22 protein-coding genes and 1 tRNA gene are annotated in these 23,890 nt (G+C 61.8%); 16 read left to right on the top strand and 7 right to left on the bottom strand.

The genetic code is table 11. From position 1 onward, the window contains the following. The first annotated feature begins 108 nt into the window (after positions 1-108). Genes ribBA through NCR98_RS04060 form a run of 4 tightly spaced genes read left to right on the top strand, consistent with a single transcriptional unit; the run spans position 109 to position 3,427 of the window. Positions 109-1,272, top strand: coding sequence for a bifunctional 3,4-dihydroxy-2-butanone-4-phosphate synthase/GTP cyclohydrolase II (gene ribBA / locus NCR98_RS04075; RefSeq protein WP_244827421.1), 1,164 nt, complete (start codon positions 109-111; stop codon positions 1,270-1,272). 36 nt (positions 1,273-1,308) lie between these two features. Continuing rightward, on the top strand, positions 1,309-1,812 hold the full coding sequence (ribH, locus tag NCR98_RS04070; protein WP_244827420.1) for a 6,7-dimethyl-8-ribityllumazine synthase: 504 nt from the start codon (positions 1,309-1,311) through the stop codon (positions 1,810-1,812). Continuing rightward, positions 1,809-2,237, top strand: coding sequence for a transcription antitermination factor NusB (gene nusB, locus NCR98_RS04065; RefSeq protein WP_244827419.1), 429 nt, complete (start codon positions 1,809-1,811; stop codon positions 2,235-2,237). The genes ribH and nusB overlap by 4 nt, the downstream gene beginning before the upstream one ends. Continuing rightward, positions 2,234-3,427, top strand: a complete 1,194-nt coding sequence (locus NCR98_RS04060; protein ID WP_250525571.1) for a pyridoxal phosphate-dependent aminotransferase — start codon at positions 2,234-2,236, stop codon at positions 3,425-3,427. The genes nusB and NCR98_RS04060 overlap by 4 nt, the downstream gene beginning before the upstream one ends. Before the next feature lie 66 nt (positions 3,428-3,493). Here NCR98_RS04060 and NCR98_RS04055 read toward each other — a convergent pair whose 3' ends face one another. After that, positions 3,494-4,660, bottom strand: a complete 1,167-nt coding sequence (locus NCR98_RS04055; RefSeq protein ID WP_250525570.1) for a lytic transglycosylase domain-containing protein — start codon at positions 4,658-4,660, stop codon at positions 3,494-3,496. Between the two features lie 577 nt (positions 4,661-5,237). Here NCR98_RS04055 and NCR98_RS04050 point away from each other — a divergent pair. The 3 genes from NCR98_RS04050 to NCR98_RS04040 are packed head-to-tail and all read left to right on the top strand — an operon-like array spanning position 5,238 to position 8,522. After that, the gene (locus NCR98_RS04050; protein WP_250525569.1) at positions 5,238-6,854 is read left to right on the top strand and encodes a UbiD family decarboxylase; all 1,617 of its coding nucleotides are present in this window, start codon (positions 5,238-5,240) and stop codon (positions 6,852-6,854) included. Continuing rightward, positions 6,851-7,843, top strand: coding sequence for an asparaginase (locus NCR98_RS04045; RefSeq protein ID WP_250525568.1), 993 nt, complete (start codon positions 6,851-6,853; stop codon positions 7,841-7,843). Before NCR98_RS04050 ends, NCR98_RS04045 begins: the two co-directional genes overlap by 4 nt. A 10-nt stretch (positions 7,844-7,853) precedes the next feature. Continuing rightward, entirely contained in the window at positions 7,854-8,522 is a 669-nt protein-coding gene (locus tag NCR98_RS04040; RefSeq protein WP_250492027.1) for a LysE family translocator, read from the top strand. Positions 8,523-8,558: 36 nt separating this feature from the next. Here NCR98_RS04040 and NCR98_RS04035 read toward each other — a convergent pair whose 3' ends face one another. Then, positions 8,559-9,524, bottom strand: a complete 966-nt coding sequence (locus NCR98_RS04035) for a threo-3-hydroxy-L-aspartate ammonia-lyase (protein WP_250525567.1) — start codon at positions 9,522-9,524, stop codon at positions 8,559-8,561. A gap of 140 nt (positions 9,525-9,664) precedes the next feature. Further along, positions 9,665-9,988 carry a hypothetical protein gene (locus NCR98_RS04030; RefSeq protein WP_284503767.1) on the bottom strand — a complete coding sequence of 108 codons (324 nt, stop codon included), beginning with the start codon at positions 9,986-9,988 and terminating at the stop codon, positions 9,665-9,667. Positions 9,989-11,274: 1,286 nt separating this feature from the next. Here NCR98_RS04030 and NCR98_RS04025 point away from each other — a divergent pair. The 3 genes from NCR98_RS04025 to trmB all read left to right on the top strand — a co-directional run bounded on the left by NCR98_RS04025 (position 11,275) and on the right by trmB (position 12,830). After that, positions 11,275-11,835, top strand: a complete 561-nt coding sequence (locus NCR98_RS04025) for a YggT family protein (protein WP_244827411.1) — start codon at positions 11,275-11,277, stop codon at positions 11,833-11,835. Positions 11,836-11,911: 76 nt separating this feature from the next. Beyond that, a tRNA-Gly gene (locus tag NCR98_RS04020) sits at positions 11,912-11,986 on the top strand. A gap of 112 nt (positions 11,987-12,098) precedes the next feature. After that, entirely contained in the window at positions 12,099-12,830 is a 732-nt protein-coding gene (gene trmB / locus NCR98_RS04015) for a tRNA (guanosine(46)-N7)-methyltransferase TrmB (RefSeq protein WP_244827410.1), read from the top strand. A 116-nt stretch (positions 12,831-12,946) separates the two neighbouring features. On the opposite strand, the gene NCR98_RS04010 is transcribed toward trmB, so the two are convergent. From NCR98_RS04010 to NCR98_RS04000, 3 genes are all read right to left on the bottom strand, one after another. Then, entirely contained in the window at positions 12,947-13,780 is an 834-nt protein-coding gene (locus tag NCR98_RS04010) for an undecaprenyl-diphosphate phosphatase (protein WP_244827409.1), read from the bottom strand. Positions 13,781-13,842: 62 nt separating this feature from the next. Beyond that, complete coding sequence (locus NCR98_RS04005) at positions 13,843-14,436, bottom strand: DUF1439 domain-containing protein (protein ID WP_250463932.1); 594 nt, start codon at positions 14,434-14,436, stop codon at positions 13,843-13,845. Between the two features lie 69 nt (positions 14,437-14,505). Then, complete coding sequence (locus tag NCR98_RS04000) at positions 14,506-14,787, bottom strand: YkgJ family cysteine cluster protein (protein ID WP_250492023.1); 282 nt, start codon at positions 14,785-14,787, stop codon at positions 14,506-14,508. Positions 14,788-14,930: 143 nt separating this feature from the next. Between NCR98_RS04000 and hemN the strand changes: the two genes are divergently transcribed. The 3 genes from hemN to NCR98_RS03985 all read left to right on the top strand — a co-directional run bounded on the left by hemN (position 14,931) and on the right by NCR98_RS03985 (position 18,442). Next, positions 14,931-16,313 (top strand): oxygen-independent coproporphyrinogen III oxidase, encoded by a 1,383-nt coding sequence (gene hemN / locus NCR98_RS03995; protein ID WP_250525565.1) that lies wholly within the window; start codon positions 14,931-14,933, stop codon positions 16,311-16,313. 651 nt (positions 16,314-16,964) lie between these two features. Then, positions 16,965-17,780: a ComEC/Rec2 family competence protein gene (locus tag NCR98_RS03990; protein WP_250525564.1), complete on the top strand. Its 816-nt coding sequence runs from the start codon at positions 16,965-16,967 to the stop codon at positions 17,778-17,780. A 32-nt stretch (positions 17,781-17,812) separates the two neighbouring features. After that, positions 17,813-18,442, top strand: coding sequence for a hypothetical protein (locus NCR98_RS03985; protein ID WP_250463922.1), 630 nt, complete (start codon positions 17,813-17,815; stop codon positions 18,440-18,442). A gap of 67 nt (positions 18,443-18,509) precedes the next feature. Here NCR98_RS03985 and NCR98_RS03980 read toward each other — a convergent pair whose 3' ends face one another. Beyond that, on the bottom strand, positions 18,510-19,406 hold the full coding sequence (locus NCR98_RS03980) for an AbiTii domain-containing protein (protein WP_250463920.1): 897 nt from the start codon (positions 19,404-19,406) through the stop codon (positions 18,510-18,512). A 616-nt stretch (positions 19,407-20,022) separates the two neighbouring features. On the opposite strand from NCR98_RS03980, the gene NCR98_RS03975 reads away from it, so the two are divergent. From NCR98_RS03975 to xdhA, 3 genes are all read left to right on the top strand, one after another. Next, on the top strand, positions 20,023-21,420 hold the full coding sequence (locus NCR98_RS03975) for an amidase (RefSeq protein WP_502799709.1): 1,398 nt from the start codon (positions 20,023-20,025) through the stop codon (positions 21,418-21,420). Positions 21,421-21,531: 111 nt separating this feature from the next. Then, positions 21,532-22,050: a disulfide bond formation protein B gene (locus NCR98_RS03970; protein WP_244827988.1), complete on the top strand. Its 519-nt coding sequence runs from the start codon at positions 21,532-21,534 to the stop codon at positions 22,048-22,050. 270 nt (positions 22,051-22,320) lie between these two features. Continuing rightward, positions 22,321-23,841: a xanthine dehydrogenase small subunit gene (gene xdhA, locus NCR98_RS03965; protein ID WP_250525563.1), complete on the top strand. Its 1,521-nt coding sequence runs from the start codon at positions 22,321-22,323 to the stop codon at positions 23,839-23,841. The last annotated feature ends 49 nt before the right edge of the window (positions 23,842-23,890 follow it).

Genomic DNA, 23,890 nt, shown 5'->3' with positions numbered 1-23,890 from the left:
GAATAGGAAAAATCGCCTGTGCAGGCGACGCCGCGATTTCACCGACTGTCCATCATCGGTGGCGTAAAATACGCCCTTTCCCAATCCGGACCCCTTCGGGACGCCATCATGCCGATCGCCACCACTCCAGAGATCATCGCTGAACTGAAAGCCGGGCGGATGGTGATCCTCGTCGACGAGGAAGACCGCGAAAACGAAGGCGACCTCCTCGTCGCAGCCGATTTCGTCACGCCGGAAGCGATCAATTTCATGGCGAAGCACGGTCGCGGCCTGATCTGCCTCACGCTCACGCAAGAGCGCTGCAAGCAACTGAATCTGCCGCTCATGACCCACCGCAACGGCACGCAGTACGGCACCGCGTTCACGGTCAGCATCGAGGCGGCCGAAGGCGTGACCACCGGCATTTCGGCTTCCGACCGCGCGCGCACGGTCGCGGCGGCGGTCGCGCACGACGCGCGCGCCGAGCACATCGTGCAGCCGGGCCACGTGTTCCCGATCATGGCGCAGCCAGGCGGCGTGCTCGTGCGTGCCGGCCACACGGAAGCCGGCTGCGATCTGACCGCGCTCGCGGGCCTCACGCCCGCATCCGTCATCTGCGAAATCATCAAGGACGACGGCGAGATGGCGCGCCTGCCCGACCTCATGGAATTCGCGGATCAGCACGGGCTCAAGATCGGCACCATCGCCGACCTGATCCACTATCGCAGCCGGACGGAATCGATCATCGAAAAGGTCGGCGAGCGCATCATGCAGACCGCTCACGGTTCGTTTCGCGCGGTGCTCTATCGCGACGAGCCGACGCGTTCGCCGCATATCGCGCTCGTGCGCGGCACGCCCTCGCCCGACCGCGAAACGCCGGTGCGCGTGCACGAGCCGCTTTCGGTGCTCGACTTGCTCGAGATCGATTCTTCCACGCATTCATGGACCATCGACGCGGCCATGAAGGAAATCGCCGCGCGCGATCTCGGCGCCATCGTCATGCTCAATTGCGGCGACACCAAGGAACAACTCGTGGACGTGTTCCGCGCGTTCGACGAGAAGGACAAGGCGCTCGAACTGAAGCGCCGTCCCATCGACTTCAAGACTTATGGCATCGGCGCGCAGATCTTGCGCGACCTGGGCGTCGGCAAGATGCAGGTGCTCGCGAATCCGCGCAAGCTCGGCAGCATGTCGGGCTACGGGCTCGAAGTGACCGGCTTCATCGCCATGCCCGGTTGCCCCGCGACCGCCGCGCCCGCGGACACGCCGGTCTCGCATCTGCGCTCTGCTTGAACGCATCAACTCATTCCAAACCAACGGAACTCATTCATGGAAATCGGACAATACCAGCCGAATCTCGACGGTGACGGTCTGCGCATCGGCATCGTGCAGTCGCGCTTCAACGAACCCGTGTGCAATGGCCTTGCCGATGCGTGCATCGAAGAGCTGGAACGCCTCGGCGTGATCGGCGAAGACGTGCTGCTCGTCACCGTGCCGGGCGCGCTCGAAATTCCGCTGGCGCTGCAAAAACTCGCGGAATCCGGCCAGTTCGACGCGCTGATCGCGCTCGGCGCCGTGGTGCGCGGCGAGACGTATCACTTCGAACTGGTTTCGAACGAAAGCGGCTCGGGCATTTCGCGCATTGCGCTCGACTTCGGCGTGCCGGTGGCGAACGCCGTGCTGACGACCGAAAACGACGAACAAGCCGTCGCGCGCATGACGGAAAAAGGCCGCGATGCGGCACGCGTGGCAGTTGAAATGGCGAATCTTTCCGTCGCGCTGGAACAGCTCGGCGGCGACGACGAAGAAGACGAAGACGAGGACCGCGCATGAAGAGCGCTCGACGCCGCTCGCGTGAACTCGCGACGCAAGGGCTTTATCAATGGCTGCTGTCGGGTGCGCCCGGCGGCGAGATCGACGCGCAGTTGCGCAATGCGCAGGGCTTCGACAAGGCCGACCATGAGCATCTGGATGCCATTCTGCACGGCGTGATCAAGGAAGCCGACGTGCTCTCCGAGCAGTTGCAGCCATGTCTCGACCGGCCTATCGAGCAACTGTCGCCGGTGGAGCGCGCGGTTCTGCTGGTCGCCGCGTTCGAATTCAAGCATCACCTGGACATTCCGTATCGCGTGGTGATTAACGAGGCGGTCGAGCTGACCAAGACGTTCGGCGGTTCGGATGGCTACAAGTACGTGAACGGCGTGCTCGACAAGCTCGCGGTCGCCTTGCGTCCGACCGAGGCGCAGGCGCGCAGATGAACACCGCCACCGAGCCGCTGGTGCGGCTTGCGTCACGGGTCGACGCGATCGAGCCGTTCTACGTGATGGAGTTGATGAAGGACGCGCAGGCGCTGGAACGCGCGGGGCGCGACATCATCCATATGGGTATCGGCGAGCCGGATTTCACGGCGCCCGAACCGGTCACGCGCGCCGCCGCGGATGCCTTGCAGCGCGGCGTCACGCAATACACCAATGCGCTCGGCGTGACCGCGTTGCGCGAGGCGCTCTCGCAGCACTATCGCGATGCGTTCGGCCTCACGGTCGACCCGCAGCGCATCGTGGTGACGGCGGGTGCATCGGCGGCGCTGTTGCTCGCGTGCATGACGCTCGTCGATCACGGCGACGAAGTGCTGATGCCCGACCCGTGCTATCCGTGCAACCGGCATTTCGTGTCGGCGGCGGACGGCAAGCCCGTGCTGATCCCAAGCGGTCCGGCCGAGCGCTTTCAGTTGACGGCGGCTCACGTCGAGGAATACTGGCGGCCGCAAACGCGCGGCGTCTTGCTGGCGTCGCCGTCGAACCCGACGGGCACGTCCATCGCGCCGGGTGAACTGAAGCGCATCGTGAATGCGGTGCGCGCGCGCGGCGGCTTTACGATCGTCGACGAGATCTATCAGGGCTTGAGCTACGACGCGAAGCCCATCTCGGCGCTCTCTTTCGGCGACGATGTCGTTACCGTAAACAGCTTTTCGAAATATTTCAGCATGACCGGCTGGCGGCTCGGCTGGCTGGTCGTGCCGCACGCAATGGTTCCGGCAGTCGAGAAGCTCTCGCAGAACCTTTTCATCTGCGCATCGGCGCTGGCGCAGCACGCGGCGCTCGCCTGCTTCGAGCCGGAGACAATCGCGATCTACGAAGCGCGCCGCCTCGAATTCAAGCGCCGGCGCGATTACATCGTGCCGGCGTTGCGTTCGCTGGGCTTTGGCGTGCCGGTCACGCCCGACGGCGCCTTCTACGTCTATGCGGACACGATGAGCGTCGCGCACCCCGCAGCCGGCCACAGTGGCACGCTTACGCAATCGATGCTTCACGATGCAGGCGTCGTGCTCGTACCAGGTGCCGATTTCGGCTTTCATGCGCCCGAGCGCTATATCCGGGTTTCGTACGCGACGGCGTACGCAAAACTGGAGGAAGCGGTTCATCGCCTGGGCTCGCTTTTCAGCCGATAAATTTGCAGCGAAGAAAAGCAAAAGGGCACCCGACGGTGCCCTTTTTTACGACTCGACGAAAAAAACTCAGGCGCCGAACTCGGCCGAAGCAACATGCTTCGCTTCACTATCGGTTTCGTCCTGCGATTCCGCTTTCTTCTGATTGTCGATGGTCGCATGCACGCGCTTGCCACCATCCGCCGTGGCGGCCGACGTAGAAGCGAGAACCTGCTTCGGCGCCGCCTGCACGGGCGCTTGGGGCGAGTTGATCGGCACATTGCGGCCACGCGCGACATCGCGCAGACGCGATCGCTCGGCCAGCACCTTCGCGCCGTACCCGCCATCGTCCTGCGTCGACGAACCCACGTAATAACGCAGACCGCCCGCGACCGAACCACCACGCGCGATACAGTCCTTCAGCACCAGCGCCCCGACCTTGATATTCGCGAGCGGATCGAGCGCCGCGTGCGAACCGCCGAAGTACTGGAATTTGTCGGAATGAACCTTCGACATCACCTGCATCAGACCCTGCGCACCCACGCCGCTTTCGGCATACGGATTGAAGCCGGACTCGATCGCCATTACCGAAAGCAACAGCAACGGATCGAGGCCTACTTCGCGGCCGGTATCGAAGGCCGCGCGCACGAGCTCGCTGACCGGGTCCTGCGCCACGCGATATCGCCGCGCGATGAAGCTGGCGACGAGTTGCTGCTCACGCGTCGAGATGAGGACGCGGTCGTCGCGGGCATCGGCGACGACGCGTTGGGCGGGAATCAGACTCGCGAGCATGCCGACGGAGGGCATGGTGCGCGGATCGAGCCCGTTAGGCGATACGGCGAGGCTGATGCCGCCCGTAAGCTGGCGGGCGCTGGCGTCGTCGTAGGTCGCGGCGCCGAGCGACGGAGCGGCGGTTGCGGGCACTTCGCGCGCATCCGCGGCCCGTGCTTTCGACACGAGATTGACAGCCAGATTCGACTCGACCGGCGGCCGATGCACCGCCGCGAACGGCGGCAGCGGCTGCCCCGCGAGCAAACGAGCCGGACCGGCCTGCACGGCTGCCGAAACAAACGGCATGATTCGTGCGGCGAAGGTCGTACGCCAGGAAGGCAGGAGCCAAAGTGCGAAAGCCGTGATGACGGCGGCGCCGCCGACGAGGCTGAAGAGATGCTGACTCAAACGGCGTCCGCGACGCAGCGCAATGCGCACGATCTGCGCTGCGCGGGTGTCGGAACCCCAGAAAACCGAAGCGTTCATCTATGCTCCCAATGTTGCTTGATTTAACGCAGATGAATACGAATAAAACGCGAATTCAATGCGTAAATCAGACACCGCTCGCTCTCGGCAAGCACAAACGGCATCGGGGAAACGGCATGGAGCCGTCTGGAAAGCCGCCGGTTAAAAAGTTGACCGGAGTGCGCGGCACGAACTGCATGCCATGAATGCGCAGAGGCTTTCCACGCGAAAAACCGGCGCTGGTAACGCCGGCCGTGACAACCAACAGCCATGAATCGCCGGGCAGGTTCGGCGCAGGCGACGCATGTGCGTCTGAAAGACCTGAGGCAGCGGTAAAAAGTTTCAAAACCCGCAAAGGATGGCAAAGGATTCTAGCAGGCTTTAATCATCCGTCAATGCTATAGACTTCCGTTTCAATTACTTACAGTAATAACGAACAGTGTTCAGTTGCCGAAAACCGCGCCAGTTGGGGCATTGGAAGCGGAATTTGCTGAATGTCTCCGAACGCACCGACGCGAGCGCATGTAAAATCGACAATCGTCTGGCGCGCAGCCGTCCCGCCCTTCTGGGCCGTCCTCGAGTCCCTTTCTGATCATCGATGAAATACAAAGATCTGCGCGACTTCACCGCCCGCCTCGAAGCGCTAGGTGAACTGCGCCGTGTTCGGCAGCCCGTTTCCCCCGTTCTCGAAATCACCGAAATTTCCGATCGCGTATTGCGCGCGGGCGGCCCCGCCCTGTTGTTCGAAACGCCAACGGGACATTCCATGCCCGTGCTTGCGAACCTCTTCGGCACGACGCGCCGGGTGGCGCTCGGCATGGGTATCGAAACGCAAGCGCAGAGCGGCAACGATACGGCCCTCGGCAGCGACACCGCCGCGCTCGGCTCGCTGCGCGATGTCGGCCGGCTGCTCTCGGCGCTCAAGGAGCCCGAGCCGCCCAAGGGTTTGAAGGACGCGGGCAAGCTGTTGTCGCTTGCCAAGGCCGTTTGGGACATGGCGCCGAAATCGGTGAATTCGCCGCCTTGCCAGGAAATAGTTTGGGAAGGCAACGATGTCGATCTCGCGCGCTTGCCGATCCAAACCTGCTGGCCCGGCGACGCCGGCCCGCTGCTCACCTGGGGCCTCACCGTCACGCGCGGCCCCAACAAGTCGCGGCAGAATCTCGGCATTTATCGGCAGCAGCTGATCGGACGCAACAAACTCATCATGCGATGGCTCGCTCATCGCGGCGGCGCGCTCGACTTTCGCGAATTCGCGCTTGCCAATCCCGGCAAGCCGTATCCCGTGGCGGTCGTGCTCGGCGCCGATCCCGCGACGATCCTCGGCGCCGTCACGCCGGTGCCCGATTCATTGTCCGAGTATCAGTTCGCGGGGCTGCTGCGCGGCTCGCGCACTGAACTGGCGAAGTGCCTGACGCCTGGCGTCGACACGCTGCAAGTGCCGGCGCGCGCGGAGATCGTGCTCGAAGGCTTCATCCATCCGCAAGACGGCGCGCCGCCGCCTGCGCCCGCGGGCGCGCCGCCGCGTCCGTCCGCGGGGGCATCCGCGAAATACGAACACGCGCTCGAAGGTCCGTACGGCGATCACACCGGCTACTACAACGAACAGGAGTGGTTCCCGGTCTTCACCGTCGAAAAGATCACCATGCGGCGCGACGCCCTCTTCCATTCGACTTATACCGGCAAGCCGCCCGACGAACCGGCCGTGCTCGGCGTCGCGCTCAACGAAGTCTTCGTGCCGCTCCTCCAGAAGCAGTTCACCGAGATCACGGACTTCTATCTGCCGCCAGAAGGCTGCAGTTATCGCATGGCCATCGTGCAGATGAAGAAGAGCTATCCCGGCCACGCCAAGCGCGTGATGTTCGGCGTATGGAGTTTCCTGCGGCAGTTCATGTACACGAAGTTCATCGTCGTGGTCGATGAAGACGTGAACGTGCGCGACTGGAAGGAAGTCATCTGGGCGATCACGACGCGAGTGGACCCCGTGCGCGATACCGTGCTCGTGGACAACACGCCGATCGACTATCTCGACTTCGCGTCGCCCATGGCGGGGCTCGGCTCGAAGATGGGACTCGACGCGACCAACAAATGGCCCGGCGAGACCACGCGCGAATGGGGCCGCCCGATTGTCATGGACGAAGCCGTCAAGCGCCGCGTCGATACGTTGTGGAGCGAACTCGGCCTCGACACGTCGCCATCGGCGAGAAAAGCATGATCGGGGCGACGGTTTTTCGTGGCGATGTCATCGAGAACACGCATGCGGCGCATGTCGCGGTGGTCGATGCATCCGGGCGCGTGCTGCATTCGTTCGGCGATCCATATCGCGTGACCTTGCCGCGCTCGGCGGCGAAACCCGCGCAGGCGTTGGCCGTGCTCGAAACCGGCGCGCTCGAACGCTTCGGCTTCAGCGAAGAAGATCTGGCGCTGATGTGCGCGTCGCATAACAGCGAGCCGCGTCATATCGAGCGCGCGCGGGCGATGCTCGCGAAAGCCGAAGCAAGCGAAGCCGATCTTCGCTGCGGCGGCCATCCGCCCATTTCCGATGCCGTCTTCCGCGACTGGATCAAACGCGATTTCATGCCGACGCCCGTGTGCAGCAATTGTTCCGGCAAGCACGCCGGCATGCTGGCCGGCGCGCGCGCCATGAATGCGCCGCTCGACGGTTATCATCTGCCCGCGCATCCGCTGCAGGCGTGGGTCAAGCGGACGATGGCGCGCGTCGTTGATCTCGCCGACGACGAAGTGCAATGGGCCATCGACGGCTGCAATCTGCCAACGCCCGCCTTCCCGCTCGATCGCCTCGCGCGGCTCTTCGCAAAGATCGCCGATGCGCCGGACGGCACGCCGCTCGCGCGTATCTATAAGGCGATGACGGCGCATCCCGAACTCGTCGCCGGCGAAGGCCGCTTCTGTACGCTGCTGATGCAAACCTTCGGCGGCACGCTCGTCGGCAAGACCGGCGCGGACGCGTGCTACGCCATTGGCGTCCGGCGCCCCGAAGGCACACTCGGCATCGCGGTGAAGGTGGAAGACGGCAACACCGGCGTGCTCAACGCGGTCGTCGTGCATGTACTCGAACGGCTCGGCATAGGCACGGACGAGCAGCTTGGCGCGCTCGCACGCTTTCGCCACCCGCCAATGCGCAACACGGTCGGCGTATCGACCGGCCGCCTCGACATCCACTTCGCGCTACGCGATCACTAAAAAAAAGACGATGCACTCGTGGTCCCTGCTGTCCGACGGCTTCTTTTTGTCGTTGTCGCTGTGTCTGGATATTGGCATTGCCAATGTCGCGATCATTTCGCTCGTGCTGTCGCACGGCTTCAAACCAGGATTCGTGCTCGGCCTCGGGACCTGTTTCGGCGATCTCTTCTACGCGGCGCTCGCGCTGGCCGGCATGTCGGCGCTTCTGCAATTCGCGGCCGTGCGATGGGTCGTGTGGATCGGCGGGGCGATCGTGCTTCTGTTCCTCACGTGGAAGATGGCACGCGAGGCGCTGAATCCCGCATCCGCGCCGCCTGTCGAAGGCGAAGCCGACGACCGTCTGCCACGCCAAAGTCATGCGAAGAGTTTCGTGCGCGGCTGTTTGCTCGCGGTGTCGTCGCCAAGTGCGATTCTCTGGTTCGCGGCCGTGGGCGGCGCGTTGATCGCCAAAGCCGGCGCGACCAGCGCGATGAGCGCGTCCGTGTTCCTGATCGGCTTCTTTTGCGGCGGGCTCGGCTGGACGCTCTTCGTCTGCACGCTGGCGAGCCACGGCCGCAAGCGCGCGGGCACGAGCCTGCTGCGCGCGTGTCATGTGCTTTCGGCCGTGCTATTCGCTTATTTCGCGTACAGCGTGATCGTCAATGGTTACCGCGATCTGATCGTGCACGCGCCGGTTTGAGCGGCGCGTGCCTTTCGCGCGATGAGCGAGCCCACGTCAGGCGACGAACTCCGCCAGACGCGCCAGATCGACGTTGCCGCCGCTCACGATCACACCCACGCGCTTGCCTTCCACCGGCACCACTTTCTGCAGCACGGCCGCGGCGGCCAGACAGCCGGTCGGCTCGACGACCATCTTCATGCGTTGCGCGAAAAAGCGCAGCGTGTCGATCAACTGGGCGTCGCTCACGGTGACGATGCTGTCCACATGACGCTGGATGATCGGGAAGTTGTATTCGCCGACATGCGTGGAAGCGGCGCCATCGGCGATTGTGCGCGGCACTTCGATATGCACGATCTCGCCGCGCGCGAGTGACTGCTGCGCGTCGTTGCCCGCTTCCGGCTCAACGCCGATCACCTTGCACGACGGGCTGAGCGCGGCAGCGGCGAGAGCGCATCCGCCGATCAGCCCGCCGCCGCCGAGGCAGACGAACAGGTAATCCAGCGGTCCGGTTTCTTCGATCAATTCCTTTGCCGCCGTGCCCTGCCCCGCGATCACATGTGGATGATCGTATGGCGGGATCAGGGTCATGCCGCGTTCCTCTGCGAGCGCGCGGCCGATTTCCTCGCGGTTCTGCGTATAGCGATCGTAGGTGATCACTTCGCCGCCATAGCCGCGCGTCGCGGCCATCTTCGCGGCAGGCGCGTCTTCGGGCATGACGATGGTCGCGCGGATGCCCGCGAGCTTCGCCGACAACGCGATAGCCTGCGCATGATTGCCCGACGAGTACGTGATAACGCCGGCTTTGCGCTGGGCATCGTCGAAATGGGACAACGCGTTATAGGCGCCGCGAAACTTGAACGCGCCCATGCGCTGGAAGTTTTCGCATTTAAAGAAGAGCGACGCGCCCGACATGGCGTCGGCCGTGGTGGACGTGAGAACCGGCGTGCGATGCGCGACGCCTGCGATGCGGCGAGCGGCATCGGCGACGTCTTCGAAGGTAGGTGCGGGAAGTGAGGACATGGGACGAGGACGAGGGGTGAGGAGAGCCGTCATTGTCCCAGTTATGACGCGCTTCTGAAAAGCGATGCCGCAACGAAAAAAGCGATGCAGGTCCGCTTGGGGACATGCATCGCCAGAAGATTCGACAGCCGAATTGTCGATTAGCGGTGCCAGTAGCCCGGACCGCCCCGATAGTAGCCGGGACCGCCCCGGTAGTAGCCGTGATGATAGTAAGGGCGACCGTAGTAGCCGTAACCATAACTTCCGACGACGACCGGAGGCGGCGGCGCATAGACCACGGGCGGCGGCGGCGCAACATACACCGGCTGCTGCGGCGCTACGTACACCGGCGCGGGCGGCGCGACATAAACCGGCGGCGGCGGCGCCTGATAAACCGGATACGCGGGAACCCCGATCCCGATGCCCACCGAAACATGCGCCTGTGCAGCGCCGGCAATGCCGACACCCAGCGCCCCTGCAACCATCCAATAAGCGAGCCTTTTCACCTTCGTTCTCCTCGCCGCCTGCTGCCGATCCGTACGGCACGACAAACGACGGTATGGCTTCAATCTATCGAAAAAGGCCAAATGCCGCTGGAACCATATGTTGCAAATTGCAAGTTTTCTTACGCTTCTGGAAAGGCTTGAACGTGCTCGCCAACGCGAGTCGGCCGTCCGGCGTGCCTTTCGATCAGCAAAAGTTCTGCGACCGGACTTTCGCCGCCCAGCAAGTAACGACATTTACAAATGCAAAGAAAAGCCCCGCCGGGCAATCGATCAGGCGGGGCTTTGCAAACACAAAGTTCGAAACGCGACGACGCTTCAACCCACCTTCACATAAGCGAATTCGCGCGAAACATTCGGCGGCACGTATGCCCCGCTGATGACCACCCGAGGCGTTAGACGCTTTTTCTGATCCCACCAGCGACGCCGCTGGGCCTGGCTCAAGAATCGCAAATGTTTTCGATAAGAGAAAATGCTCACAGCGACCTCCGAACGTAGCGATTAAACCTCACGGAAAACCGTGCGCTTTCTCGCGCCACCGTTTTCCCTGTTGATCCGTCTTTTCTTTAGTATTCGCGCCCTGTCCGTGCATCAATGTGCGGGATAGAACCCAAGCCTTTCGATCGGTGTGTGTTGAACCACATTCGGCGTTAAGACTCGCGGGCTTTCAGACAAAAGCGGGAAATGGTTCCGAAGATTTCGGCTACTTATGCTTTTTCGGCCACCTTTACGCCTCGTTGCCAGATAAATCCCCAACTTTTCTATGTAACCCATTTCGCTTTTCGTTTCCCTATCCTGCCAGTTTTACGTAAAACGCGCCTTTTGCGGTCGTCTCGAATTGACAACACTAGGGTTTTCCGTCGCGAGAATCTCTTTCTTATAGGTTCGCGAAGGTTCGCGAACGGTCCTTGCATGCGCCTTTCAAGCTGCGGAGCCTCAAACGGCCGCGCCTTGTGCGACAACGCGCCCAAGCCGCCGTCAAGCCATGTTAAGGTGACGTCCGGCGCCCCACCGAGCTTATCCGGTGGGCGGGGAAGCAAGGCGCAGAAAAGCCGCCGTGTCCGCAGGACGAGTCAGTCGAGAACGAACGACGATCAAGGTCGGCATCGACGCTTCGCTTGTTGGCGGGTTATCGCGCGGCGCAAGACTTATCGATTACGCACCTGCGCATCTTTTCGCGGCGAGTGGCCCGGCCGTCGCCTTCCCTAGCTTCGCTCACCCTACCCAGCGCAGGTTCGAACCCTGTGCGGCTTCATCGAGGAACCGAGATGTTCGGCGAGATCGCCCGTTTTCTGCTTAATACCGTCTTCACTCTGTTCGGCGCGGCGCTTTTGCTGCGCGCATGGATGCAGGTCGTGCGCATGCCGCCCTATAACCCGGTCTCGAACGGCGTGATGCAGGCAACCAACTGGATCGTGCTGCCGCTGCGCAAGATCCTGCCCGGCGGCAAGATCGACTGGGCGAGCATTCTCGCCGCGTTCATCGCTTCGCTCGTCTATGTGACGTTGATGGTCGTGCTGGCCAACGTCGATCCGACGCTCATGATGCCGATGATCCTTCTCGTCGCCCTCCTCACCGTCGTGAAGTGGGCGCTGAACCTCATCATCTGGATGACGATTCTGATGGCGCTGCTTTCGTGGCTAAATCCGCAATCGCCGGCCATGCCGCTTTTGTTTCAGATCACCGCGCCGTTTCTCGATCCACTGCGACGTATTTTGCCGCGCTTGGGCGGCATCGATTTGTCACCGATCCTGCTGTTCGTCATCGTGCAGGTATTGTTGATGGTGGTCACGCGTCTCGCCGTTTCGATGACCTTGTTCGGCATCTAAACGAAGCGCGCAAGGTGGCCGGCGCCGGGGCAGCAATTGCGCTGTGCCGCGCCGCCGCTTAAAATAGTGGGCTTACGCGGGCGTCGTATAATGGCCATTACCGTAGCTTCCCAAGCTACAGACGTGGGTTCGATTCCCATCGCCCGCTCCAGCATCGCCGAGAAAGCCGCCTGTCGTTGTCCGGGCGGCTTTTTAGTTTCCACGCTCTGCACGCGTGCGGATTCGCCAGCCGCGCCGCGTTAGTCACGCACTCTGCTCTCGCCATGAATCACGATTCCCAGGACGACGCCACGTCGTCTAGCGCTCCCGCCGACGAAACCTCCACGCTGCGCCATCGCCGCATCCGCAGCTTCGTGACGCGCGCGGGCCGCGTGTCGCCGGGCCAGCAGCGCGCCATCGATCAACTCGGACCACGTTACATCGTGCCGTATGACGCGCAAGTCGCCGACTGGTCAGCCGTGTTCGGACGCGAAGCGCCGCGCGTGCTGGAAATCGGCTTCGGCATGGGCGGGACAACAGCGGAAATCGCGGCCAAGCGTCCGGGCGACGACTTCATCGGCGTGGAAGTGCACGAGCCGGGCGTGGGCGCCTTGCTGAAGCTGATTGGCGAACAAGGGCTCGGCAACCTGCGAATTCTTCAGCACGACGCCGTGGAAGTGCTCGAACACATGATCGCGCCGGCTAGTCTGGATGGCGTACACATTTATTTCCCCGATCCGTGGCACAAGGCGCGGCATCACAAGCGGCGGCTGATTCAACCGAAGTTCGTGGCTTTGCTCGTGTCGCGCGTGAAACCGGGCGGTTATGTGCATCTTGCGACCGACTGGCAAAACTATGCCGAACAAATGCTCGAAGTGCTGTCCGCCGAACCCGCGCTTCAAAATACCGCCGATGGTTATGCGCCGCGCCCGGATTATCGTCCGGTGACCAAGTTCGAGAAACGCGGATTAAATCTCGGTCATGGCGTTTGGGACTTGCTGTTCCGCCGCGTTTGAAGACGATCAATCTGCCTTTGAATCGAGACGCGGACATTTAGTCACGTCCAAAAAACAAAACCCCACGCTTCGAAAAGACGTGGGGTTCAACTCCCGCCAGAAAGCGTGCGTGACTTTCAGTCAGCCCAACTCAAACCGCCGCTATAACCGACAATCAGAATCAACAAGCCAAAGCCGATGCGATACCACGCGAACGCCGAAAAATCGTGCGAGGCGACGTAACGCAGCAGCCATCGAATACAGATAAACGCGCTCACGAACGCTGCCACTAGCCCGATTGCAAAGAGCCCGAGATCGTTCACGGTCAGCGTGCGCCAGTACTTCGCCATTTCGTAGAGCGTTGCGCCGAAGATGATCGGAATCGCCAGAAAGAATGAGAACTCCGTGGCCACGCGGCGTTCGAGTCCGAACAGCATGCCGCCGATGATCGTCGCTCCCGAGCGCGACGTGCCCGGAATCAGCGCGAAACATTGCGCTAATCCGACCTTGAGGGCGTCGGAGTAAGAGAGGTCGTCGATGGAAGTCACGCGCGGCGCGGCGGCGCGGTCACGCTGACGCGCTTCCGCCCACAATATGACGATGCCGCCCACGATGAGCGCCACCGAAACCGGCACCGGCGAGAACAACACCGCCTTGATGCTTTTCTCGAACAAAAGACCGAGGGCGATGGCCGGAATGGTCGCGATGATCACGTTGAGCGTGAAGCGCCGCGCGTCCGGCCGTGACGGCAAACCGGTGACTACCGAGCCGATTTTTTTGCGATATTCCCAGCAGATGGCGAGAATCGCGCCGAACTGAATGACGACATCGAAGGTTTTAGCCTGCGCGTCGGTGAAATTCAGGAGACTGCCTGCGACGATCAGATGTCCGGTGCTCGAGACCGGCAGAAATTCGGTCAACCCTTCCACGACGCCCAGAACGAGCGCCTTCACCATCAATATCCAGTCCATCCGTCAGCCCTTTTTCGCTGTTATCGCCGTTCGTGTGGAGCACCCCGCGCCAAGATTTCGACTTATTTTTCGACGATCTGAACACGTATGCCGTTTGTAAGGACTGTGATTGTACCGGGTTCGTAAGAAACGCCGGCGAACTGCAGTTCTTCGGGCTTGAAGGTGTGGATGGGATACCGTTCGAGCAATTGCGCCGCAAGCATCGCGCCGGCGGCAGCGATCTGCTGATTGTATTGCGCGGCGTCCCCTGAGAACTGCGAATCATCGACGCTTGGCGAGACGAGGATCACCGAGCGGCTTTGCGCGTCATAGCCGAGTTGCGTCGAGAGCGTGAATGCGCCGTTGACGGGGTTGGGCATGAAGGGCGTGGTGAAGCGCGCATCGACATGCACGGTTACGCGATTACGATCAGGCGCCATGCCGATGACGGGATTGCTCAACACGACATCGACGATCTGCGAGATCGTGCGTTGCAAGGGAAACTTGCGCGCGACGGCTTCCTGGACTTGCTGCTGAGAGAACGTGTAGTGATCCGGAATGAACGGGAAGATGGAATTCGAAGCTGCTTGCGTCACCGATGACGCGCCAAGCGCCGGCAAGGCGATGAGCGTGGCAAGCAGGAACCGGCGCCGGGTTAGCGCGACGGGGTTGGACATGCGGGAGTCTCCGGGGGCTGAACTGTGAAATGCGGTGAGGCTAAAAACCGGTCATTGGACCACTGAACTTCAATGCGGTTGCGTGGCGACTTCAAGTTTGGCGATCCACGCGAGCGCAAACTCCCGCGTCTCCCCACACATCTCCGCCGAAGCCTGCAACCCGCCGCAACAAGCCGGTCTGCGCGGATCGCCGAAAATCGCGCAACGCAGATCATCGCCGAGTTGCACGCAGCGTTCGCCGGCCGGCTTGCCGTTTGGCATCCCCGGAATCGGACTCGTAATGGAAGGCGCGATGCAGCACGCACCGCACCCTTCGCGGCACGCATGCGGCGCGCTCGAAGCAGTCGACATGACATTGGCTCAAAAGCGTAAAACCGCATTGTCCCACGCCTGAAGTTTGCGTTTCGTCAAACCCGGAAGCCGTACTGCGACCTTATCTCGCAATTGCCACGCGCCTCGCGCTTTTACACTCGTGCGCAAGCCCAAGGTCCGTTATGACATCCTCGAATACCTTCTTCCGCCCCGATCTCCTCGAACGTTACGACGCGCACGGTCCGCGCTACACGTCCTATCCGACCGCCGTCCAGTTCATCGATTCCTTCGACCCGAAGCATTACTGCGAGGCGGCAATGAAAGCCGATCCGGCCGCCGATCTATCGCTCTACTTCCACATTCCGTTTTGCGACACCGTCTGCTTCTATTGCGGCTGCAACAAGGTCGCGACGAAGAATCGCGCGCACGCGCGGCCGTATCTCGACCGCATGAAGCGCGAACTTGCGATGCACGCCGCGCTCGTCGATACCCGCCGTCCCGTGACGCAACTGCATTGGGGCGGCGGCACGCCCACGTTTCTCTCGCACGCCGAGATGACGGAGTTGATGGCCGCGACCGCCGAGCACTTCAACCTCGTATCCGACGATCGCGCCGAGTATTCGATCGAAGTCGATCCGCGCGACGCATCGGCGGAAACGATTGGTGTGTTGCGTGAGCTTGGCTTCAATCGGCTGAGTCTGGGCGTGCAGGATTTCGATGAACGTGTGCAGCGGGCGATCAACCGCGTGCAGCCTTATGCGATGACCGAAGGCGTCATGCAGGCGGCGCGGCGAAATGGCTTCAAGTCGATTAGCGTCGATTTGATTTATGGCTTGCCTCATCAGAGCGTCGAGAGTTTTACGCGCACGCTCGATGCGATGATCGCGCTCGCGCCGGATCGTGTCTCGGTGTTTGGTTATGCGCATATGCCGGCGCTGTTCAAGATGCAGCGGCAGATGGATGAATCCGCGCTGCCCTCGCCTGCCGTGCGGCTTGCGATTCTCGGGCGCGTGATCGAGCGCATGAGCGACGCGGGGTATGTTTATATCGGCATGGATCATTTTGCCTTACCCGGTGATGAACTTTCTCTCGCGCTCGCGGACGGGACGCTTCAGCGGAATTTTCAGGGATATAGCACGCGTGGGGATTGTGATTTGATTGGGATCGGGGCTTCGGCGATTGGAAGGATCGGCGATGTCTACGCACAGAATGCGCGTGGTGTCGATGAGTATGCGGCTGCTATCGACGATGGACGGCTTGCCATTGCGCGTGGGGTGCGGTTGTCGGCTGATGATCTTCTGCGGCGTGATGTCATCATGCGGTTGATGTGCGGTGGTGGGCTGCGGTTCGATGAGATCGAGCGGGTGCATGGCATTGCGTTTGAGAGCACTTTCGCCGATGAACTCGCGCGGCTTGAGGCTATGGTCGATGATGAGCTTGTTGAGATTGGACGCGACGGGATTCGGGTGTTGCCTGCGGGACGCATGCTGGTGCGGAACGTGGCTTCTGTGTTTGATGCTTATCTCGGACAGGCGAGTGTGAAGCGGTTTTCGCGGATGGTTTGAGTGGGCATTATCGGCAATCGAAATCGAGAATCCAGAACAAGCAATTCAGGAAAACGGCTGTGCTCTTGCGAACCTCGCATGTTTGAAGCCCGGTTTGACTATGCGGGATCGACTGGATGATTTAGCAAACGGCCAGATGCGGCCACTGACCCGTCGAACGTTGAGGTTGCTCGAACAACAGCTACAGCTTCGGAGCCGACGCCAACCTACCCGCCCGTCACTGAATCGGACGCAAAGCTTCGTCCTGCCGCAGACTCACTGCATTACCTCTACTTCAAATCACTACTCCCAAAACACGGCGTTTTGTGCAGTTTGGATGTTGTTTGGTTCTCAGCCCTGTTTGGCGGACTTCTGACATTGGAAGTCCGGGTGGCGAATGTCGATTTCTCGATCGCCGGTCAGGGGATGCGTCGAGATTCGATCACGTTGATCTTAATTCTTTCATCACTGACCTTCCATGTGCTTGCCGCAATCAGTGACGCATCGTCAGCAGGTTTCCAACTTGCTTTGATCGGCCGATGATTCCGTGCATCTCGTCTTCGCGGTCGGGCCGTGCCTTATGACAAAATATCAGGTGAAAAGATATTGGGGTAGGCCATGCCTGGAGAAATGCGCGTTCGGATTTGGAACGTTGAGCACGGCGCTTGCGCCATGGTCCAGCACGTCATGCAGATCGGATTGGGGGCATATGGCGGCCGGTTGGCGATGATCGACTCGGGACACGGCTCCGGCTTCCGCCCCAGCAACTATATTTCCAGAACGCTCGGCCGCAACAGGCTTGACTATCTGTTCATCACCAACGCCGACCAAGACCATATGAGCGACCTGCAGGGGTTGTGGGACGCGCGCATTGTTGTGCCGGTCGTGTATCGCAATCCCACCACCTCCGCCGGCGCGATTCGCGCAATCAAAGAGGAGTGCGGGCCGTTGACTCGCGACGCTGAGCGGTTTGCGCACATTTGCGAAGGATTCAATGGGGTGGTCGGCGAGCCCTTCGACCAGAACATGGGTGGCATCACCGCGTCGGCCTTCTGGAATCCCTATCCGTTGTTCACGGATACGAACAATCTGAGTTTGGCGGTCTTTATAAAATACCGGAACATCAAAATGCTGTTTCCTGGTGATCTTGAGAAGGCAGGTTGGCGCGCGTTGTTGCAGCAAGCGGCCTTTCGCGCCGAATTGACCGGCACTGACGTGCTCGTAGCATCGCACCATGGGCGGGAAGACGGTTTTTGTGAAGATATCTTCGCGTATTTCACGCCGAGTTGCGTACTGGTGTCAGACAAGGCAAAAATGCACGCAACGCAAGAGACAGTGCCCGACTATCGCGCCGTCGTTCGCGCTCAGGGCGTGCGGGTGCGCACGACCATGAAAGATAGGCATGTCTTGACTACCCGCCGGGACGGCTGGATTCAGTTCACCGTCGATGACGACAACTTCTATATCGATACCGAGTTCCAGGGATGAGAAATGCGCAACGATCGTCGAAGGCCGGAAACATGACTTGGCTGGTGGCGCTTGGGTTGCTTGATACCGGGCTGCCACTGGTCTTTGCGTTTCCGGCGGTGCTCGACGCGGCGCCGACGCAGTTGGTGGCCGCGCGAGCGGCGTTGATGACGGTCTTGCCAGTTGTCGTCCTGCTGCTGTCGTGGCTGATTCCTTCCAACGTCAAAGCGATGCTGGTCTATTGGAAACGCAGAAACGTGCTCCCTGGCCACGAAGCCTTTTCGAAATATGGCCCGGCGGACCCGCGGGTTGACATGGCGGCGTTGAGAAAAAATGTCGGGGCGTTGCCGGAGGAACCGGGCGAGCAAAACGCGTTCTGGTACAAGCTCTACCGGCGCGTCGAATTGGAGACTGCTGTGGTGGACGCGCACAAGATGTTTCTACTGTGGCGCGACGCGTCGGCACTCTCGCTGCCCCTTGTCATTGCCGTACCGCTTTTGCTCTGGTGGAACGGCGCAGGCGGAAAGGCCGCCTGGATCGCCTGTGCGGTTTTTGCCGGACAGTTTCTTCTGACTGCGCTGGCTGCACAACACGCCGGCACGCGGTTTGTGTGCAACGTGCTCGCTATTCACTCAACCAAACGCATCACTACACCTGCGAAGGTCACTTCGCGAGCCACATAGAAAATGCAAACTATATTGGAAGCGCGCTAGCCGGCAGGACGCAGCTTCCTACACGGCCGCGCCGTGGTTATGCACCGTGCGTCAGAAGGGCGGTAACTGCCCCTGTGATACCGGATGCCACGATGTTCCCTGCGGCGCCTTCGCATATCGTTCTCAAAGAACACAACGCGCCCCGCAGCTTCCCGAGGTCGGGTGCGGCTTTGCGGGACTCAACTGTAAGCTCGTCGAGCACGCCACCTGCCGCGGCCGCAAGAGGCAAAGGCAAAGCGGGCAGGGATGTTTTCGCTTGTTCAACTAGGTCGCGGACGCGCTCAACGGACAACGAGCCGTGTACGCTTTGATTGTTGGTCACGTTTGCCTCATCCGACACGTGACCAACTACCCCCGCATTCTGGATGAAAAACTGTTGAGTCACAGGTCGCGCTTCCTTTTGTTCGGTGAGCGTGAACGTCATGTTCTCGCCACGCACGCCCGCCTGTTCCAGTTCAAGGCTCCAGTTAAGCGTCAGGTTTCGGACGGAGTCAAAAATTCCGGCGAGGTGCCCTTTCGACAGACGTATGGCAAAGCGTGTCTGCTCTTGAAACATGCGTTGCAGCGTCTGCTCGATCTCAAACGGGTAGTGCAGAAGGGCATGGTCACGGTCATCGTTAAGCAACGGCTGGATCGATCCGAGGGACTGTCCAATCCTCGCCTCGGTGCAAATTTCATCGAGTTGAGCATCGGGGAACTGCACCGGTATCCACCCTCGAAAAGGGTTTATCGCGCGACATTCCCCTCGGAGTATTCGATAGCTCGGAAGCGTCTTCAGGTCGGTGTACCCGTTTAACTCGCCGTTGATCCAGTCCATCGCGTCTGGGAGTTTGAGCTTGGCCGCGACCAACTTCGCTGTCCGGACCAGTTGAAGGACTGAGGTGCCCTCGTTAAGGGCGAGACATTGCAGTTCAAGTACTAGCGGTAGGCTCATAGAACAGGCGGCGAAATTAGGGCGATTATATCGGATTGAGGGCACCCCCCAACCGAGTCATGTGGCCCCGTCCAACGCCGGGAGGCCAGAACCGCGTTGGCGCAGCGAGGTCAATGCAACGCTGATGCTAGGCCCAGCGAACACTTCTCGCCATCGTCATTATATTTTTATAGCTGACTGTCGCCACCATGATCCAAATCATGGTGCTTTTGTCGTTCGTAGCCGCCGACTGAAGCGAGGAATCAAAGCTCAAGTGTCTCATGCTCCCGATTTAAGACAATGACAAGGAAATCATTGAGTGCGCGAGTTGGCTCGCAAAGGGACTCTCGCAAAGCGCCAATCAAAAGACACCTCGAATTTCAAACACCCTCCACAAAATCTCCAACTTCCACGCCCACATCCATCTATCGAGCACCTACCATCAAACCACCTGCCCGCGCCTCAACAAACCATCCCCCAAGTATTTCCCCCCACCCTGGCTTAGAATGACACCCACCCCGGGCCCCTACCGCCCATCCATTCACTCGCCGATGGAACTCCGCACAAGAAGCCCATCGTCGCGCCGCCCGAGTGCCTCAAGCGCGCATCGCACGTCACGCGCGTTTCGCATTCGGCAATGCCACTGCCCGACGCCATGCCAACCACTTCGCCGCAGTTTGCCCCGCTAGCCCAACTCGCCGCCGATCTGAAAAGCGGTCGCACCACCAGTCGCGCACTCGTCGAATCCGCGCTCGAACGTATCGCCGATCCGGCCGGTCAAGGTTCCATCGTTTTCACGCATGTCGATGCCGCCCACGCCCGCGCCGCCGCCGATGCCCTCGACGCGCTGCGCCGCGCCGGCACCGTGCTTTCGCCGCTCGCGGGCATCCCCATTTCCGTGAAAGATCTCTTCGATATCGAAGGGCAAGTCACGCGCGCCGGCTCCCGCGCGCTCGCCAGCACCGCGCCCGCCCAAGCCGATGCCGTGAGCGTCGCGCGCCTGCGCCGCGCAGGCGGCGTGATCGTCGGGCGCACCAACATGAGCGAGTTCGCGTTCTCCGGGCTTGGCCTGAATCCGCACTTCGGCACGCCGCACTCGCCGTATCGCGCAAACGTGCCGGGCGACGAACGCATCGCGGGCGGCTCGTCGTCAGGCGCGGCGGCATCGGTGGCGGACGGCATGGCGGCCATCGCGCTCGGCACCGACACCGGCGGCTCCATCCGCATCCCCGCCACGATGTGCGGCCTCACCGGCTTCAAACCCACCGCCAGCCGCATTCCGAGGCAAGGCGGCGTGCCGCTGTCCAAATCGCTCGATTCGTTCGGGCCGATAGGCGTCTCGGTCGCGTGTTGCGCGCTAGTCGATCGCATTCTCGCTGGCCGCGAACCCGATGTGCCCGCCACGCGTCCGCTCGAAGGCGTGCGCCTCGGTGTACTCACCAATTACGTGACGGACGGCCTCGATCCCGCCGTTGCCAGCGCCGTCGATGCGGCCATCAATCATCTGTCGGCGGCGGGCGCGCTCGTGGAAGACGTGCGCTTCGGGCCGCTCGATCGTCTGCCGGACATCAGCCGCTTCAGTCTCGTCGCCATCGAAGCATATGCGTGGCATCGCAAGCTGCTCGCCGATCACGCCGCCGAGTACGATCCGCGCGTGCTCGCTCGTCTGCTGCGCGCCGAGTCGGCGAGCGCGGCGGATTACATCGACCTGTGCGAAGCGCGCGCCGCGATGATCGACGAAGCGCGCACGACACTGTGGCAGCGTTTCGACGCAATTCTTTGCCCGACGGTGCCGGTTCTGCCGCCGCGTATCGCCGAGCTGGAACAGGACGACGATCTCTTCACGCGCACGAACGCGCTTATCCTGCGCAATCCCACGACCTTCAATTTTTTGGATGCCTGCGGGCTGTCGCTGCCCTGTCATCGGCGTGGCGAGGCGCCCGTGGGGCTCATGCTCGCGGGCGCGCCGCACGCGGACGACACGCTGCTCTCCATCGGCCGGGCAGTCGAAGCGGTGCTCGATACGACGCGCTAATGTTTCGCGCCGGACGTTCGCGCTAGAATTCCTCCGCGATCTCCCGCAACTCAGGTGCTTCTTTCTCGAATCGTTGCGAAACAAATGAACAACCATCTAAATCACTTTACGATGCATCAGGACGACCGCTCCCTCGGCCGCGAGAAGCGCTTGCTCGTGTTGCTCGGGTTCGTGAGTCTCGCGCTCGTTGGCGGAGCGTTGTATCTGCAGTTCTTCCAGGGCGAAGACCCTTGCCCGCTTTGCATCATCCAGCGCTACTTCTTCGTGCTGATCGCCGTGTTCGCCTTTCTCGGCGCGGGAATGCGCGGCTGGCGCGGCGTCGCGCTGCTCGAATTGCTGGTGGTGATCTCCGCGCTGGGCGGCGTCGCGACGGCGCTGCGCCATGTCTACGTGCAGTCGCATCCCGGCTTCAGTTGCGGTTTCGACGCGCTTCAGCCCATCGTCGACAACCTGCCGCCCGCACGCTGGCTGCCGCAAGTGTTCAAGGTCGCGGGCCTGTGCGAAACGCCTTATCCGCCCATTCTCGGGATCTCGCTGCCGCAATGGTCGCTGATCGCCTTCGGGGTGATTTTCCTGCTCGTCGGCGGCAGTCTGCGTCTGAAACGCAAGCTGCGCGCCGCCGCGCGCTGATTCCGCCACGTTTCATCCCCCTTCCCCGGCGCGGGCTTCTACACGGCCCGCGCGTCTTGCCTCTTCCTTGCATCAGCACATCCGCATAATCTGGATACGGTCCCGACAATCTTTTTGAGATATTGGGATGTTAAGGTCGTGACTGGATGGCGATCTACGTGCGCGCAGTCCGTTTGTTCAAAGGCAGCCAGCGTCGAATTCGACGGCAACCCATGAAGCAGGCGGAAACCGCGTAACGCGCGCCCGGTCCGCAATGTCCCCGAGTCGCTCATGACAACGCAAACCATCCGCTTCCTTCACCACGGCGCCGTTCGTGAAATCGGCGACGCGCCCGCCACGCGCACGGTGCTTCAGCATCTGCGCGAGGAAGACCTTTGCACCGGCACCAAGGAAGGCTGTGCCGAGGGCGATTGCGGCGCCTGTACGGTCGTCGTGGGCGAGCTGGACGCCAGCGGCGAACTCGCGCTCAAGGCGGTCAACGCCTGCATTCAATTCCTGCCGACGCTCGATTCGCGCGCGCTCTTCACCGTCGAAAACCTGCGCGCCGAAGACGGCGCGCTGCATCCCGTGCAGCAGGCGCTCGTCGATTGCCACGGCTCGCAGTGCGGCTTCTGCACGCCGGGTTTCGCCATGTCGCTGTGGGCGCTGTATCACGCGCATCCGCCCGAAGCCGGGCCGCCTTCGCGCGATGAGATCAACGCCGCGCTCTCGGGCAATCTGTGCCGCTGCACGGGGTATCGGCCGATCGTGGATGCCGCCGAACGCATGTTCGACTATCCGCGTCCCGCCTTCGATCGTGCCGCGCTCAAAGACGCGCTGACTTCGCTGCGCCGTTCGGCTACGTTCGAATACCGCGCGCCGGACGCACGCGGCGCGGCTTTTGGCACGCCCGCCTTCACCGCGCCCGTCACGCGCGCTGAATTCGCGCGCCTGCGTGCAGCGAATCCGAATGCACGTCTGCTTGCGGGCAGCACGGATGTCGGCTTGTGGGTCACGAAGCAATTTCGCGATCTCGGCGACGTGCTGTTTATCGGCAACGTCGATGAACTGAAGCACATCGAGCGTGACGCCGAGACGCTGACCATCGGCGCGGCCGTATCGCTCGAAGAGGCTTACGCCGCGCTGACCGCCGATTACCCCGAACTCGCGGAACTGTGGACGCGCTTCGCCTCGCGGCCTATCCGCAATGCGGGCACGCTCGGCGGCAACGTCGCGAACGGCTCGCCGATCGGCGATTCCATGCCCGCGCTCATCGCGCTGAATACCGAAATCGTGCTGCAAAAAGGCGAGCGTACGCGCACGATGCCGCTCGATACCTTCTACCTCGGCTATCAAAAAACCGCGCTCGAAGCGGGCGAATTCGTCGCGGCGATTCGCGTGCCGCGCGCATCGGCCGACTTGCGGTTTCGCACGTACAAGGTCAGCAAGCGTTACGACCAGGACATCTCCGCCGTGTGCGCGGCGTTCGCCATTCGTTTGGCCGACGACAACCGCGTTGCAAGCGCGCGCATCGCGTTCGGCGGGATGGCCGCGACGCCCAGGCGCGCGGCCGCCGCCGAAGCCGCGCTGACCGGCCGCGAATGGTCCGAAGCCAGCGCCCGCGCCGCGATGGCCGCGCTCGATACCGACTTTCAGCCGCTCAGCGACATGCGCGCGTCGAGCGCGTATCGGGCGAAGGTGGCGCGCAACGTGCTGTGGCGCTTCTATCTGGAAACGCGCCGCGACGCGCCGCTCGCGCTCGCGGAACTCAACGCGTTTGCGTTCGGCGCACACGGGATCGAGACGTCATGACGCGGCCCTTCCCGATCCCGATCCCGATCGCCGCGATCACGCCACTGCG

The sequence above is a fragment of the Caballeronia sp. GAWG2-1 genome, assembly GCF_023631405.1.
Taxonomy (GTDB): domain Bacteria; phylum Pseudomonadota; class Gammaproteobacteria; order Burkholderiales; family Burkholderiaceae; genus Caballeronia.
Note: the sequence above shows the minus strand (reverse complement) of the source record. Positions and strands in the feature narration are given on the sequence as shown.